General features: G+C 66.1%; 17 protein-coding genes. 1 reads left to right on the top strand and 16 read right to left on the bottom strand.

Features of this window, described 5'->3' with window-relative positions; genetic code table 11:
• Positions 1–226 precede the first annotated feature (226 nt).
• The 13 genes from KTJ87_RS00740 to KTJ87_RS00680 all read right to left on the bottom strand — a co-directional run bounded on the left by KTJ87_RS00740 (position 227) and on the right by KTJ87_RS00680 (position 11,898).
• Positions 227–1,012 carry an SDR family oxidoreductase gene (locus KTJ87_RS00740; RefSeq protein ID WP_267137149.1) on the bottom strand — a complete coding sequence of 262 codons (786 nt, stop codon included), beginning with the start codon at positions 1,010–1,012 and terminating at the stop codon, positions 227–229.
• Between the two features lie 18 nt (positions 1,013–1,030).
• Complete coding sequence (locus KTJ87_RS00735) at positions 1,031–1,975, bottom strand: calcium/sodium antiporter (RefSeq protein ID WP_267137148.1); 945 nt, start codon at positions 1,973–1,975, stop codon at positions 1,031–1,033.
• 3 nt (positions 1,976–1,978) lie between these two features.
• A complete protein-coding gene (locus KTJ87_RS00730) occupies positions 1,979–2,140 on the bottom strand; it encodes a hypothetical protein (protein ID WP_267137147.1) in 162 nt (53 codons plus the stop codon).
• A gap of 1 nt (position 2,141) precedes the next feature.
• Positions 2,142–2,942, bottom strand: a complete 801-nt coding sequence (locus KTJ87_RS00725) for a S49 family peptidase (RefSeq protein ID WP_267137146.1) — start codon at positions 2,940–2,942, stop codon at positions 2,142–2,144.
• A gap of 76 nt (positions 2,943–3,018) precedes the next feature.
• Positions 3,019–3,780 (bottom strand): ABC transporter permease, encoded by a 762-nt coding sequence (locus tag KTJ87_RS00720; RefSeq protein ID WP_267137145.1) that lies wholly within the window; start codon positions 3,778–3,780, stop codon positions 3,019–3,021.
• Positions 3,777–4,703 (bottom strand): ABC transporter ATP-binding protein, encoded by a 927-nt coding sequence (locus KTJ87_RS00715; RefSeq protein ID WP_267137144.1) that lies wholly within the window; start codon positions 4,701–4,703, stop codon positions 3,777–3,779. The genes KTJ87_RS00720 and KTJ87_RS00715 overlap by 4 nt, the downstream gene beginning before the upstream one ends.
• A 121-nt stretch (positions 4,704–4,824) precedes the next feature.
• The gene (locus KTJ87_RS00710; protein WP_267137143.1) at positions 4,825–5,601 is read right to left on the bottom strand and encodes a Hint domain-containing protein; all 777 of its coding nucleotides are present in this window, start codon (positions 5,599–5,601) and stop codon (positions 4,825–4,827) included.
• Positions 5,602–5,796: 195 nt separating this feature from the next.
• Positions 5,797–6,399 (bottom strand): hypothetical protein, encoded by a 603-nt coding sequence (locus tag KTJ87_RS00705; RefSeq protein WP_267137142.1) that lies wholly within the window; start codon positions 6,397–6,399, stop codon positions 5,797–5,799.
• A 36-nt stretch (positions 6,400–6,435) separates the two neighbouring features.
• A complete protein-coding gene (locus KTJ87_RS00700; RefSeq protein ID WP_267137141.1) occupies positions 6,436–7,707 on the bottom strand; it encodes an MFS transporter in 1,272 nt (423 codons plus the stop codon).
• 123 nt (positions 7,708–7,830) lie between these two features.
• Positions 7,831–9,786, bottom strand: coding sequence for an OmpA family protein (locus tag KTJ87_RS00695; RefSeq protein WP_267137140.1), 1,956 nt, complete (start codon positions 9,784–9,786; stop codon positions 7,831–7,833).
• 97 nt (positions 9,787–9,883) lie between these two features.
• Entirely contained in the window at positions 9,884–10,666 is a 783-nt protein-coding gene (locus KTJ87_RS00690; protein ID WP_267137908.1) for a metal ABC transporter permease, read from the bottom strand.
• A gap of 12 nt (positions 10,667–10,678) precedes the next feature.
• A complete protein-coding gene (locus KTJ87_RS00685) occupies positions 10,679–11,416 on the bottom strand; it encodes a metal ABC transporter ATP-binding protein (protein WP_267137139.1) in 738 nt (245 codons plus the stop codon).
• Positions 11,413–11,898 carry a transcriptional repressor gene (locus tag KTJ87_RS00680; protein WP_267137138.1) on the bottom strand — a complete coding sequence of 162 codons (486 nt, stop codon included), beginning with the start codon at positions 11,896–11,898 and terminating at the stop codon, positions 11,413–11,415. Before KTJ87_RS00680 ends, KTJ87_RS00685 begins: the two co-directional genes overlap by 4 nt.
• A gap of 70 nt (positions 11,899–11,968) precedes the next feature.
• Between KTJ87_RS00680 and KTJ87_RS00675 the strand changes: the two genes are divergently transcribed.
• Positions 11,969–12,853, top strand: coding sequence for a metal ABC transporter solute-binding protein, Zn/Mn family (locus KTJ87_RS00675; protein ID WP_267137137.1), 885 nt, complete (start codon positions 11,969–11,971; stop codon positions 12,851–12,853).
• Here KTJ87_RS00675 and KTJ87_RS00670 read toward each other — a convergent pair.
• Genes KTJ87_RS00670 through KTJ87_RS00660 form a run of 3 tightly spaced genes read right to left on the bottom strand, consistent with a single transcriptional unit; the run spans position 12,850 to position 15,319 of the window.
• On the bottom strand, positions 12,850–13,482 hold the full coding sequence (locus tag KTJ87_RS00670) for a nucleoside triphosphate hydrolase (RefSeq protein WP_267137136.1): 633 nt from the start codon (positions 13,480–13,482) through the stop codon (positions 12,850–12,852). The two genes, KTJ87_RS00675 and KTJ87_RS00670, sit on opposite strands and share 4 nt — an antisense overlap.
• Positions 13,479–14,255 carry an ATP-binding cassette domain-containing protein gene (locus KTJ87_RS00665; protein WP_267137135.1) on the bottom strand — a complete coding sequence of 259 codons (777 nt, stop codon included), beginning with the start codon at positions 14,253–14,255 and terminating at the stop codon, positions 13,479–13,481. Before KTJ87_RS00665 ends, KTJ87_RS00670 begins: the two co-directional genes overlap by 4 nt.
• Complete coding sequence (locus KTJ87_RS00660) at positions 14,252–15,319, bottom strand: ABC transporter permease (protein WP_267137134.1); 1,068 nt, start codon at positions 15,317–15,319, stop codon at positions 14,252–14,254. The genes KTJ87_RS00665 and KTJ87_RS00660 overlap by 4 nt, the downstream gene beginning before the upstream one ends.
• Positions 15,320–15,419 lie beyond the last annotated feature (100 nt).

The raw sequence follows: 15,419 nt of genomic DNA, 5'->3' as shown, positions 1-15,419 counted from the left end.
TCTGTGGATAAGGCTGCGGGGAACTTTCTGACGGGGCCGCAATTCCCTTGTTTTCTTGGCCTCCGATCGGATTGCCCATTTTTTGGGCGCAATCTCAAGCCATTGAAAATCCACGGTATATTTTTCGCAGGCCGCCAAGTTATTGACCTCGTTCACCTTTTTGTAACGCTCAGGAAACGCCCATGTGACAGGTGCACAAGTCACGGCAGGGTGTCAGTTTCCAGTGTCAGTCAAGGTCCGACACATCCGGGGTTTGCCATGCCAGATGCTGTCCGCCATCGACGCACAAAAGCTGCCCCGTGACACCCGGAGCGTCCAGGAAATACCCCAGCGCGCCGCAGATGTCGGACGGGTTCGACCCCCGCCGCAACACCGTGCTCGAGCGCTGGCGCGCGTATCCTGCTTCACTCTGCCCGTCGCCCTGAAGTGTCGGGCCGGGGCCGATGGCGTTGACCCGTACGCGAGGCGCAAGCCCCCGGGCTGCGGTCTGGGTAAAGGCCCACAGACCCATCTTGGCAATCGTGTAGGTCATGAAATGCGGCGTAAGCTTACGCACACGCTGGTCGACCATGTTCACGACAAGCGCCTGCGCCACCGGCTCGCCCATGTCGTCCGGCACCGGGTCCGGGACATGGCGCGCCATCTCCTGCGTCAGCACGAAGGGCGCGCGCAGGTTCGATCCGATGTGCTTGTCCCACAACGCCTTGGTGGCCGTCTGCACGGTGTCATGTTCAAAGATCGAGGCATTGTTGACCAGCACCGTCACCGGCCCGCCCAGCGCCTTCATGGCACGGGGGATCAGCGCCGCGCAGGCATCTTCGTCCAGAAGGTCCGCCTGCAGCGTCACCGTGTTCCTACCCATGCGCCGGATCTCGTCCGCGGTCTCCTCGGCGCCGTCGCCGGAACTGGCGAAGTGCACCGCCACGTCATAGCCGCGACTGCCCAGGTACACCGCCATCGCGCGGCCAAGCCGCTGTCCGGCACCGGTCACAAGGGCATGTCTGACGTGCATCGGCGTCTCCGTCTCAGATCACAGGATAAGCCAGACGTAGCCCACATAGAGCGCGGTCAACACGAAGCCCCAAACCCGCGTGATGTCCGACATCCTGAACACGAAGGGCGCCAGCAAGGCCGAGGCTGCAACCATCACCCAGATGTCGAAACCCAGCATCCTGTCCGACACCGGAAGCGGCCCGACAAGCGCCGCAACACCGATGATGGCCAGCAGGTTGAACATGTTCGAGCCGATGACATTGCCGAGGGCAACGTCCGCCTGGCGGCGATAGGCGGCTGCAAGCGTCGTGGCAAGTTCCGGCAGGGAGGTGCCGACGGCCACCAGCGTCAGGCCGATCACCTCGTCGCTGATGCCGTAGGATTGCGCGATCGACGTGGACCCTTCCACCAGAAGGTCAGCCCCGACCGGAAGCCCGATCAGACCGGCGACAAGGTATCCGATCACCTTCCACCAGGCCATGTCGGGCGCTGCGCCTTCCACGTCTTCGATATCGACGGCCGCAAGCCCGGCACGGCGGTGCCGCCGCGCGTCGATGAACTGATCGCCAAGGATCAGGGCAAGCGCGGCCAGCAACAGCAGCGCATGGACCCAGGTAAACCCGCCAAGGAAGGCCAGCACGACGAACCACGCCGTTCCCGCCATCATGAAGGAATAACTCTTCCGGGTTTCGCACCCTTTGGTCTGCAACCCCGTCAGAAGCGCGGGCAGACCCAGGACCAGCAGGATGTTCGCCGTGTTCGACCCGATCACGTTGCCCAGCGCGAGGCCAGGCACGCCCTTGAGCACCGCATCGACCGAGATCAGCATCTCGGGCGCCGAAGTGCCGAAGGCGACGATGGTCAGCGACACGATCAGCGCGGGGATACCAAGGCGCAGGGCGAGGTTCACCGCGCCCTTGACCAGCGCGTCCCCGGCCAGGATCAGAAGAACAAGTCCAATAGCGACATACAGGTAATCCAAGCCTCAAGCCCTCCCGCAGGGGCAGGGCCCCTTGCCGACACGCGGCGCGCCGCATGCGGCACATTTCTTCGATGCGATCCGCGGGACCTTGGGCATGCGCAGCTTGCCGAACATGCCAAGCACCCCGATGCCGACCAAAAACAGCATGACGATCTTGACGATCATGTCACAGCCCGAACCGTGCGTAGGCCGTGCGCTCGTCCAGCGTGGCAAGGGCATCGTCCGCGATCTGCATGCCGAAACGCCCCAGGAGGCTGCGTTTCTGCCCGTAGACCGCAAAGCGCACCTTGTCGCCAAAGCGGTCCTTCATCAGCGGCACCAGATGGCCGACGCCATCCGCAAGCCCGACGTCGACAGCCTTCTGGCCGACCCAGACCTCGCCGGTGAACAGATCGTCATTCTCGGACAGTTTCGCGCCGCGACGATCCTTCACATGGGTGATAAAGCTGTCGTGGATCTGCTCCATCAGGCGCTTGATGCGGTCCACGTCCTCGGCCTTTTCGGGGCGGAACGGGTCAGCCATGCTTTTCGACTTGCCGGCGGTGTAGACCCGCCTTTCGATCCCGTAGCGGCCGATGAAGTCATGCAGGCCGAAGCCTGCCGAAATCACCCCGATGGACCCGACGATGGACGATCCGTCCACCCATATCTCGTCCGCCGCCGCTGCCAGCCAGTAGCCGCCCGATGCGGCTACATCCTCGACGAAGGCGTAGACCGGCAGGTTCTTTTCCGTCGCCAGCCGCCGGATGCGCGCGCCGATCAGCGAGGATTGCACCGGCGATCCGCCGGGCGAATTGATGACCAGCGCGACAGCCTTGGGCTTGCCGCGCCGGAACGCCTTTTCCAGCAAGGGCGCGACAGAGGCGTCCGACAGCGACGGGCCACGCGTGCCCGATGCGATCACGCCGTTCATGCGGACGACGGCGACCACCGGGCCGTCCTTGAGGAAGGGGATAAACCGTTTCATGTCTTGCGATGTAGAGGCGCGCAGCGGGGGTAACAAGGCGCGCACCGCCCTGCCCGCGCGCTTTGTTGCGGCAATGCTAGTTGCGCAAGCGCCAGCCCGTCTTGAAGATCCACCAGATGACGGCAAGGCACAGCGCAAGGAACGCCGCGATCGCCAGCAGGCTCCACCCGATCGGCACATCGGCCATGCCAAAGAACGACCAGCGGAACCCCGAAATCAGGTAGACGACCGGGTTGAACAAGGCGACCGTCTGCCAGGCGGCGGGCAGCATCGAGATCGAATAGAACGACCCGCCAAGGAACACGAGCGGCGTGATGATCAGCAGCGGCACAAGCTGCAACTGCTCGAAATTGCGCGCCCATATGCCGATGATGAAGCCGAACAGGCTGAACGACACGCAGGTCAGCACCAGAAAGCCCAGCATGTAGACCGGGTGCGCGATGTCGATGTCCACGAAGAAATGCGCGGTGATCAGGATGATGACGCCGATCATCAGCGATTTCGTCGCCGCCGCCCCGACATATCCGATCACGATCTCGATGAAGGACACCGGCGCCGACAGGATTTCAAAGATCGTGCCGATGAACTTGGGAAAATAGATGCCGAACGAGGCCACAGTGATCGACTGGGTCATCACCGACAGCATGATGAGGCCCGGCACGATGAACGAGCCATAGCTTACGCCCTCGACCTGATCGATGCGACTGCCGATCGCCGCGCCGAACACCACGAAATACAGCGAGGTGGACAGCACCGGCGAGACGATGGATTGCAACAGGGTGCGGAAAGTGCGCGCCATCTCGAAACGGTAGATGGCCGCGACGGATTGCCAGTTCATGCCGCATCCTCCTTTACCAGATCGACGAAGATATCCTCCAGGCTCGACTGCCGCGTCTGCACGTCGCGCAACTGAAGCCCGGCGGCCTGCACGTCGTTCAGAAGCCGCGTGATCCCGGTGCGTTCGGACTGGGTATCGTAAGCGTAGACAAGCGTGCGCTCGTCCTTGCGTTCCAGATCGTAGCCGGACAGGCTGCCTGGGATCGCATCAAGCGGCGCCTGCAACTCGATCTCAAGCTGTTTGCGCCCCAGACGCTGCATCAGCGCGGCGGTTTCCTCGACGAGCAATATTTGCCCCTTGCGGATCACGCCGATCCGGTCGGCCATCGCCTCGGCCTCTTCGATGTAGTGCGTGGTCAGGATGATCGTGGTGCCCGCCTCCTGCAGCGCGCGCACGGTTTCCCACATGTCCTTGCGCAACTCGACATCGACGCCCGCGCTTGGCTCGTCCAGGAACAACACCTGCGGCTCGTGCGAGAGCGCCTTGGCGATCAGCACCCGGCGCTTCATGCCGCCGGACAATTCCATGATCTTGCTGTCGCGCTTGTCCCACAGCGACAGCTGCCGCAGGATTTTCTCGATATGCGCCGGGTTGCGTGGCAGGCCGAACAGCCCGCGCGAGAAACTTACGGTGTTGATGACCGTCTCGAAGGGTTCGAGGCTGACCTCTTGCGGCACCAGCCCGATCAGCTTTCGCGCGTTCCGAAAGTCTCGGATGGTGTCGTATCCGCCAACTTCGACCGTGCCGGAGGTGGGGTTGGCAATGCCGCAGATGATCGAGATCAGCGTTGTCTTGCCCGCCCCGTTGGGGCCGAGCAGCGACAGGATCTCGCCCGGCTCGATCTCGAGATCCACGTTGTCGAGCGCCGTCAGCCCCGAAGCGTAGACCTTGCTGAGGCCCTTGATGGAAATGCGCGCCGACATGAAGTGCTCCGCCTGTGATCTGCCGGGGGGACAGTAGCGGCGGCGCGCGCAAGGGCAACCGAATACGCCGCATGTCCTGCGGAACGCGGCAACACTCCTGACAAGGCGGACGGCGTGGGCTTCAGGCGGCGGCCAGAACCTCGGCCTCGTAGCCGTGCAGCAGACGGCGCGCGGTGGGGCCGAACGCTTCAGTTGCCAGCCCGTATTCGGGGAACAGCCCCAGCAAGGCGGCACGGGTGCCCTCATCCAGTCCCGAGACGGCGTCGCCGGTGACATGCATGCTTTCGGCCTCGACGCCGTTGGCCAGGACGATCTCGTGACGGGCGAACATCAGGTAGACGTAATCGGCGCTGGTCGCTTCGTGATCGATCATGATGGAATGATCGTTGAGAAGCGCGGTCACAGGCGCCAGAACCTCGTCCTCGCCGAACAGCAACTCGCAGCGCCAGTCGGACAGAAGGATCGACATCCGCTGCGATACGACCAGATCAAGCTGCGGCTGATCCTCGGCCAGCGCGTGGGCGCGGATGCGCACCGGGCGCAGCGACGGATCGCGGCGCAGCGCCTCGGAGCCAAAGCGGCGGCGGCCGACCCAGCGCAAAGGCTGAAATCCATTGTCGACGGTCCTGACAAGATCGCCCGCAACAAGATCCTCGGCGCGCTTGTGGCCGCCCATGATCTCGATCAGCGTGCCTGCGGCGAAACCGGCAAAGCCGTTGCCTGCGGGCGCCGTTGCGGTGTTGGCCGTGCGCGGCGCAGCGTTGCGCGCGGTTGCCCGCAGCAGGTCCATCGCGCTGACGCTTGGAACCTCGGCACGATCTGTGCCGTACGCTTCGCTATCCTGATCGCCGAACGTATAGAGCATCCGCTTGCCCGTCCCGTCTGTCAGCGCCTTCACCCAAGGATCAAACTGACCTTGGGCTGTGGTCGGTGCGCGGCTCGTGCGGGGCGGAATTGTGGCACGGGTGGCGTCATTTCGGGACTTGGTGACGGCATGGCGACAATCACGGCCAGGGGCCCGCATCTGTCACCTGATCCGGCAGCTTTCACACGGCGCGCCTGCCACCTGTGCCCTGCCCCGCAGCCCGGCGACTCACATCTCTGTCCAGAGCGGCGGATGCGCCTCGGCGGCGAGCGCCCAGGCGATCTTGAACTTGCGCCGGGTGATCGCGTTCCCCGCCTTCTGGCGCATCATCCGCTTGGTCACCAGCGCACCGGCCTTGACCTCGGCCAGGATCATCTTGGCGGTGTCGACGACGATGGGATCGCGCGTCGACTGGCTGGTCAGCTCCTCGTCGAGAAAGGTAAGCGACGATTCCACCCCGTTCGTCGGGATCGCAAGCGGCTGATAGAGGAACGCTCCGTAGCGCGATTGCGCCTCGGCGCGGTCCGCATCGGGCGAAGAGCCGACGACCCCCTGCCGCAGGTCGATGTGCCGGTTGTGCATCTTGCGCGGATCGTGCCAGGCAAGCAGCAGCTTGGATGCGGGCACCATCAGCCCGGTCGGCGTCATCGCGCCCACCTTGGTCGCCGCATCGCAGATTTCCCAGACCGAGATTGCGATGTCGGTCTGCATGACATCGGCCGTTGGCAGCGCCGTGCCGCCCTGCGCCCGCGCCGCGTGGAACGCCTGCACCCGCTCGGTCACCTCGTCGGTCACGTCCGCGACCGTCGTCCAGCCTTCTTCGAAGAACATCGCCGCCCCCTGCTCACCCAGCCTTGTAATGACGCGTCAGGGCGTCCCTGCCAAGCCTTCGGCGTCGTCCTGGGGCGGATCCTCGTCGACGGACATGGCGATGGTTTCGGGCGTGCTGTTGCGCGGCATCGGCGCGAACTTGAAGTCCGTCTTGTCCTCGGTCGCGACCGCATCGCGCTGACGCATCCGCCACAGGGCATAAAGCGCGGTCAGGCCATGTGCGACCAGCGTGGTCATGAACAGACCCGTCGCGCCCAGTTGCCCCATCGCCGCGCCCGCGATGAACGGCCCGATGATCGACCCCAGCCCGAACACCATCAGAAGGCCGCCGCTGATCTTGATGAAGTTGCCGTCCGCGGCGTGATCTGACGCGTGGGCCACGATCACCGGATACATCGCGAAGATCGACGCGCCGAACAGCGCCGACAGCGCCAGGTTGGTCGCCCGGTCTTCGGGGCGCAGGATGATGAAGGCCAGGTCGGCCACCATCGCCAGTGCCGCAAGCAGCACCAGCAACAGCCGACGGTCCATCTTGTCCGACAGGATGCCGACGGGGATCTGCGCGACCGCCCCCGCCAGGACCGGCAGGCTGGCGAACAGCGCGACGCCGGTGACCAACAGTCCCACGCGGTCGGCATAGACCGGCGACAGCGTGCCGAACGCCCCGTTCGACAGACCAACCATGAACACCGCGAACACCGCGACCGGCGAATTGCGCCACAGGGTGCCGATATCGAGGCCAACCGAATACAGCGGCTGCGGGCTGGCCGAGCTCGACACCGCCGTCGGCACCAGAGCAAGGCAGTAGAACATCGCGGGCAACACGAAGAACAGGAACCCCGCCGGATCGCCCATCGTCAGCATCAGTTGCCCGCCGGTCGACGCGCCAAGGTTTATCATGGTGTAGGCGCCGAAAATGCGCCCGCGCGTCGTCGGCTCTGACCGCTCGTTCAGCCAGCTTTCCACGATCATCGCAGCGCCCGCAAAACAGAAGCCTGACAGCGCGCGCAGGATGATCCAGGCGACCGGGTTCAAGAGCAACAGAGAGGCCAGGATCGCCACCGAGGCGAAGGCCGCCATGACGCTGAAGGACCGTATGTGCCCCACCCGCCCGACAAGGCGCGGCGTATACAGGCAGCCCGAGACATAGCCGATGGCCCAGCCCGTGCCCAAAAGCCCCAGCGAGAACGCCGAGAACCCTTCGGCCGAGCCGCGCACCGGCAGGATCAACCCGTTGATGCCCCCGGCAAACAGCAGGAACGCCGAGCCAAGCAGAAGCGCGCCGATCGGCAGGATTTGCCGGACCATGTCAGTCTCCGATTGTATCCGCGTGCCCCGACCCTAGCAGGACGCCCCCGGGATGAAAGCCATCACCGACAGGAAAAGGGGCCGGTCGGGCCGGCCCCTTTCAAGCTGCATACCTGCGCAGGATCAGTTGTTCGATGCGGTCTGCAACAGCGGCGTGATCCGGCGCACCGCCGCGCGGCGATTCTCGCGCTCTGCATCAAGCGTGCGGACCTTGAGGTTCGATTCGCCGTAGCCCTGGATCACCATGTTCTCGGGCGGCACGTCGAAATACTCGGTCAGCGCCAGCGCCACCGATTCCGCACGGCGGTCCGACAGCGTCAGGTTGTAGGTCGCCGATCCGACGGCATCGGTGTGGCCCTCCACAAGGAAGATTTCGCCGGGGTTCTCCTCGATCAGGTCGCGCATGGCCAGCCCGAGTGTCCGAAGCTCTTCCGCCTGTTCGGGACGGATCACCGCCGATCCGGTGTCGAAGGTCACGGTATCAAGCTCCAGCACCGGCATCAGCGACCGCACGGCGCGGATATTGCGCACCTGGTTGAGCGAGTAGCTGCGAGCGACGTCTCCGGCCTGGGCGCTGCGAAGCGCATCGCGCAGGGCCCGGTCGTCCATGCCGGTGTTGTATTCGACACGGCGCGTTTCGGGTTCGGGCAGGTCATTGACCTCGACCGGCTGATATTCGCGCGTGTCGTCGATCATCAGCACCTCGCGCCCGTCGGGCAGGATGCGCGTGCGGCGCAGGATGCGCCCGTCCGCGGCGCGGATCGTCCTGATCTGCACACCGTTCTCACGGGTTGCCACCGTTTCGGTCGATCCGTCGCTGTAGGTGCGCGTCTCGATCTCGGTGCCCGGACGGCGCAGCAGCGTGTTGTCGTCCTTGATGATGTAGTAATCACCGTTGTCCCGGCGCGCGACGACGCGGTCACCGGTGTTCGACACCACGCGGTCGCCGTTGTTCAGGACCGCCCCGACCGCAAGGACACCAAGCGCGCCCAGCGCGAACTTTTCAAAGTTCGACATGCCTTGCTGGCCTTCGGCTGCTGCCTGACCGCTGGCCTGCGCGTTCGACTGCGCCTCGACGTTCTGGTTCGCCTGGGTCTCGAAATCCTCATCGCTGGAGCGCGCCGTTTCCTCGGTGACGGTCTCGGACGTGACCTCCGCCGCCTCGGGATTCTCGGTCGCCGCGGCGGCCTCTACCGTCTCGTTCGCCGCAGCGGTGCTTTCGGCGGTGTCTTCCTGTTCGACGGCCTGCTGCGCGGCGGCCTGCGCCTCGGCTTCGGCGTCTGTTTCGGCTTCGGCTTCGGCCTGACCTTCTTCCGCTGCATCACCTTCGGCTTCTGCGGTTGCTTCTGCCTCGCCGGTCGCTTCTGCGTCGGCATCGCCAAGGTCTTCCGCGATGTCCTCGGCGCTTGGCGTGTCGGCCGGCGGGGTCTCGGTTTCCGCCGTGGTATCGGCCTCGATGGTGCTTTCGCCCTCTGCGGTCGCTTCGGCTTCCGCTTCAGCTTCGGCCTCAGGTGTCGCCTCTTCGGCGGTGTCCTGAGCAGCATCCGCCGCGTCTTCGGCGGTATCTTCAGCGGTGTCCTGAGCGGCATCCGCCGCATCGCCTGCCGTCTCGGCAGCCTCATCTGCGGCTTCGTCCGCGCCCTCTACGGCGTCCTCGCCTGCCTCGGCAGCCTCATCAGCGGTGTCTTCGGCCGCCTCAGTGGCCTGCTCAGCCGTCTCACCCACTGTTTCTTCCGCCGATTCGGCGGTGTCTTCGCCCGTCTCGGCCGCCTCGTTCGCGGCATCGCCGGTGCCTTCGATCACGTCGTTGACGGCGTCACCAGCCGCATCGGCGCCTTCTTCTGCGGCGCCCGTGATGTCGTCGACAACGCCGCCCACGGCGTCACCGACACCGTCGAGCAGGCCGCCGCCTTCGGCCCCGGCTTCACAGTCTGCGGCGGCACGTTCTTCGTCGGTCATCGCCGCGCATTCGGCAGCGGCGGCGCCAGCGGCATCCGCCTGCGCGATGGCGAGATGCGGCACGGCAAGCGAGAAGCTCATGACGGCTGCTGTCGTCGATTTCAGGAAAGTGCGTTTCATTTGGGTATCCTCCGGTCGCAGGAATGGTCTGCGGATCGGCAAGACAACGTGCCCGATGACATGCAGGTTCCAGAGGCAGCGGGAAACCGCCGCTGCGTCACGGGCGGCGCAACCCCAGAGACAGCGCAAACGCCGCCGCCGCCGCGCAGACAACGCCCGGCCCCGCCGGAATGTCGAAGGTCCAGCTTGCCCAAAGCCCGGCACCGACCGCACAGGCCGCGACGATCACCGCCCAAAGCGCCATCACCTCGGGAGAGCGGGCCCAGGCGCGCGCCGTCGCCGCCGGTATGATAAGCATCGCCCCGATCAGAAGCGCGCCGACAACCTTGATCGACACCGCCACAGTCAGCGCCATGGCCAGCGTCAGGATCAGCTTTTCCCGGCGCGGGTCGATACCGTCCGACACTGCCAACTCGTCGCTGACCGTCGCTGTCAGAAGACGCGACCAGCGCCAGCCGATCAGCGCAACCACACCTGCGGCCCCGGCCCACATCACCGCCACATCGGCCCAGCCCACGGCAAGGATGTCGCCGAACAGGAACGCCGTCAGATCGACTCGCGCCCCGCCCGACAGCGCGACGGCGACCAGCCCGGCAGCCAGCGCGCCATGCGACAGGACGCCAAGCGCCGTGTCCGCCGCATGGCCCCGGTCCGACAGGGCGGCGGCAGCGGCCCCGATTGCCAACGCAGCGACCAGCACCCCGGCGACCAGCGGCAGCGACAGCCCAAGCGCCAGCGCGATGCCAAGGATGGCGGCATGGGCGGTCGCATCGCCGAAATACGCCATCCGCCGCCAGACAACGAACACGCCCAGCGGCCCGGCAGCCAGCGCGACCGCCAGCCCCGCCAGAAGTGCGCGGATCAGGAACGCATCCATCAGGAGCACCTCGGCCTAATGTGCATGATCGTGGTGATGATGATGGTCGTGGTCATGGTCGTGGTCATGTCGGTAGAGCGCCAGCGCCCCGCCTGTGCCCAGCCCGAACAGCGCGCGATATTCCGGCGCCTCGGACACCACGCGCGGCGTGCCCTCGCAGCAGACATGCCCGTTCAGACAGATCACCCTGTCGGACGCGCTCATCACCACGTGCAGATCGTGGCTGACCATCAGGACGGCGCAGCCAATCTCGGCCCGCACTTCCTCGATCAGCCGGTAGAAGGCGGCGACACCGGGCTGGTCGAGCCCCTGCGTCGCCTCGTCCAGGATCAGGATCTGCGGCCCTGACAACAGCGCCCGCGCCAGAAGCACGCGCTGGGTCTGCCCGCCCGACAGCCGCGCGATGGGGCGGTCCGCCACCCCGCTTACGCCGACGCGCGCCAGAACCGCGTCGATCCGGGCGCGCGTCTGGCGCAACGGCAGCGACAGGAACCGCGCCACCGTCATCGGCAGCATCGCGTCGATCGACAGCTTTTGCGGAACATAGCCGATGCGCAGCCCCGCGGCCCGCGTCACGTCGCCCGTTGTCGGGGACAGCACCCCCAGAAGCGCCCTCACCAGCGTCGACTTGCCCGACCCGTTCGGCCCGACGATGGTGACGATCTCTCCCGCTTCGATGGACAGCGACACATGCGACAGCACGGGTGCGCCGTCATAGGCGACCGACAGGTCGCGGGCGGCGACAAGGCTCATGCCGCCTCCGCGCAGTTCGGGCAAAGCCCCACCGCCTCGACGTTCGCGCGTTTCAGGCGGAACCCGATGGCCTTGCCCGCTGCATCGAGCGCACCGCGCACCGCCTCGCCCGGCGCCTCTGCCACGAGGTTGCAGACCTCGCAGATGAAGAACGCAGGCGCATGGTCGATCTCGGGGTGCATGCAGGGCGCAAAGGCGTTCAGCCTGCGGATGCGGTGCGCAAGGCCGTGTTCGACCAGGAACTCCAGCGCGCGATAGGCCACCGGCGGCTGCGCGCCAAAGCCTTCCGCCGCCAGCCGATCCAGCACCTCGTAGGCGCCCATCGCGCGGTGCCCTTCCAGCAGGATTTCCAGAACCCGCCGCCGCACCGGCGTCATCCGCAAGCCGCGGTCCGACGCAAGGCGATCGACCTTGGCCAGCACGTCCTGCGTGCAGTCGTCATGGTCGTGGTCATGAAAGGCGGTCGGCTGTGCGTCGGTCATGGCTTGTCAATTGTTATATTATCACATAACAGGCTAATCCATTCACCTGCCGCCGACAAGAGGTCCCCCGATGCGCGCCCTGCTTTCCCTGCTTCTGACCGCCGCCCCCGCCGCCGCAGAGGTGCCTGCCGTCGTGACCGACATTCTGCCGGTGCAGTCGTTGGTGGCGTCGGTCATGGGCGATCTTGGCACGCCCGTGCATCTGGTGACGGGCGGCGACGCGCACAGTGTCCAGTTGCGCCCATCCGAGGCGCGGACGCTGTCGAAGGCCGACATTCTGGTCTGGATCGGGGCCGAGTTGACGCCCTGGCTGGACGATGCGCGCGGTGCGCTGGCGCCGAACGCGGTGTCGCTGGCCCTGCTGGACGCCCCCGGCACTGCCGAGCGCGCGCCGATGTTCGGGGACGCCGGCGACGAGCACGGCGACCATGACCACGGCCACCACCATGACCACGACCCGCACGCCTGGCTCGATCCGCAGAATGCCATGGCCTGGGCGCCGCTGATCGCCGGGGCGCTGGCCGAGGCGGACCCGGACAATGCGGCGACCTACCGCGCCAATGCCGACGCGCTGGTCGCCGGGCTGGAAACCCTGACAAGCGATATGGCGGGACTGCTGGACCCAGGTGATCTTTCGCCGATGATCGTCCAGCACGACGCCTATGCGCATCTCGCCGCGCGCTTCGATCTGCCCATCGTGGCCAGCGTCGCGGATAGCGAGGCGGCGGCGCCCGGCGGTGCCTCTGTCTCGGCGCTCGCCGATCTGGTGGCCTCGGGCGGCGCGGGTTGCGTCGTGACCGAGGCAGGCGGCAACGACAGCATCGCACGGCGGCTGGCGGGCAGCGACATTCCGGTGGTCGAGATCGACCCGCTGGGCCTGCGGCAGATGCCGGGGCCGGATGGCTATGCCGAGACGCTGCGCGCGCTGGCCGCAGAGCTTGCGCGCTGCGGCTAAAGTGTGACGTCCGCAGGCGCGCTATGCGCCACGATGCGGCGGGCGTTGGGGATGTCGTTGCCCATCGCCCGCGCGCGCGCCGCGTCGGCACTGTGCCCGTGAGCCTGCCAACGTCTGATGAGCCGATCCTCGAGCACAGGCATGGGAACATCCAGCGCCACCGACAGATCCCACAGCGGACGCAAACCCGACCACGGCGCATCGTTCAGCAGCAGGTAATTTCCCTCGACCACCGCGATCCGGTGGGCGGGCGCGATGACCTGCGCCCCGGCGATGGCGATATCTCGGACCCGGTCGAACACCGGCGCGATCACGTCCGCCTCGGAGCCAAGCCTCTGGATCAGCGTCAGAAATCCGTGCGCATCGAAGGTCTCGGGTGCGCCCTTGCGCGCGCGCAGCCCACGCGCGTCCAGAACCCGGTTATCAAGATGAAAGCCGTCCATCGGCACCAGCACCGCCTGTTCGGCCTCGCGGTTCAGGCAGGCCACCAGCGCCTCGGCGAGGGTGGACTTGCCCGACCCCGGCGGCCCTGAAACGGCGATCCGAAGCCGCAGCGCGGCGGGCGGCAGCGCAAGGATGCGCGCCGCCAGCCCTTCGACGATCTGCTCGTCCGGCCTCTCTTCGATCACGCCGCGACGGCCTCGGGCGGTTCCATCGCGCCGGTCATCAGCGCCACCGCGTCCGACATCGTGCAGTCCTTGGGATTCACCACGCACAGCCGCTTGCCCAGCCTGTGAACGTGGATGCGATCGGCGACCTCGAACACATGCGGCATGTTGTGCGAGATCAGGATGATCGGGATGCCGCGCGACCGCACGTCCTGGATCAGTTCCAGCACACGGCGGCTTTCCTTGACGCCCAGCGCCGCCGTCGGCTCGTCAAGTATGATGACCTTGGACCCGAAGGCGGCGGCGCGCGCCACGGCGACCCCCTGCCGCTGGCCGCCCGACAGCGTCTCGACCGGCTGGTTGATGTTCTGGATCGTCATAAGGCCAAGGTCCGCCAGCTTCTTGCGGGCGAAATCCTCCATCGCCGCCTTGTCGAGTTGCCGGAACACCTGCCCCATGACGCCGGATTTGCGGATTTCGCGGCCCATGAACATGTTGTCCGTGATCGACAGCGCGGGGCTCATCGCGAGGGTCTGATAGACCGTCTCGATGCCAACGCCCCGCGCATCGTTCGGCGAGCCGAAGGCGACCGCGTTGCCGTCGAGGTAGATGGTGCCGCCATCGGGCTGCACCGCCCCCGACAGCGCCTTGATCAGCGTCGACTTGCCCGCGCCGTTGTCGCCGATCACGGCAAGGATCTCACCCGGGAACAGCTCGAAATCGCAATGATCGAGAGCGGTGACCTTGCCATAGCGCTTGGTCAGGCCGGTTGCCTTGAGAATGGGATCGCTCATGCTGTCACCTTTCTGATCCACTGGTCCACAGCCACGGCCGCGATGATGAGTGTGCCGATAAGAAGGAAGGTCCATTGCGGGTCGGCCCCGGCCATCCGCAGGCCCAACTCGAACACGCCGACGATCAGCGCGCCAAAGAACGCCCCCATGATCGACCCGCGCCCGCCGAACAGCGAGATGCCCCCGATCACCACGGCGGTGATCGACTGGATGTTGCCGATCACGCCCGTCGTCGCGGACGGCGAGACGGACCCGAAGCGCCCGATCATCACCCAGCCCGCAAGCCCGCAGATGAAGCCGACCAGCATATAGACCGACATCAGCGTCTTGTGGCGATCCACCCCGGCCAGTTGCGCCGCCTCTGGATCGTCACCCACGGCATAGACATGGCGGCCCCATGCGGTCGCGCGCAGCATGTAGGCAAGGATCAGCACAAGGGCGACCATCAGCACGACACCCAGCGTGAATGTCGCACCCGCAACCTGGAACTTGTTGCCAAGGAACTGCAGGAACGGCGCCTGCGCCTCGATGTCCTGGCTGCGCAGCGTCTCGTTGGCGGAATAGAGATAGTTGGCGGCCAGCACGATCTGCCACATCCCCAGCGTGACGATGAACGGCGGCAGCTTCATCCGGCTGACCAGCCAGCCATTCGCCGCGCCGATGGCCGTTCCGATGGCCAGACCGGCAGCGACGGCCATCGGGGCCGGGATGCCGTAGCGAAACGCGAATTGCCCCATCACCACCGACGTCAGCACCGCGATGGCGCCGACCGACAGGTCGATGCCCGCCGTCAGGATGATAAGCGACTGCGCCGCCGCCAGAACGCCGACGATCTGCACCTGTTGCAGGATCAAGGTCAGCGCGAAGGGCGAAAAGAACTTGGACCCCAGCAGAAGGCCGAACACCGCCACCGCCGAGACAAGAACGATCAGCGGCACCAGCGCGGGCGTCGTGTGCAGCGCGTGATGCACCCTGTGCAGCAGGCCCTTTTCCTCGGCGAACGCAGCGAAGGATTCCTCGCGGCGGGTCTTGACGACATCTTCATATCCGTCGGCGTCGCTCATGGCGCGTGCCTCCCCTGGTGAAAGCGCAGGGCGCGGGCAGCGATGCCGCCGCGCCCTGCGGTTTCAGTCTGTGTGGATTGTGTAGAGCGGATCAAGCGCG

The sequence above is a fragment of the Anianabacter salinae genome (assembly GCF_019061145.1).
GTDB classification, from domain to species: domain Bacteria; phylum Pseudomonadota; class Alphaproteobacteria; order Rhodobacterales; family Rhodobacteraceae; genus Anianibacter; species Anianibacter salinarum.
This window is presented reverse-complemented; position numbering and strand designations above follow the sequence as displayed.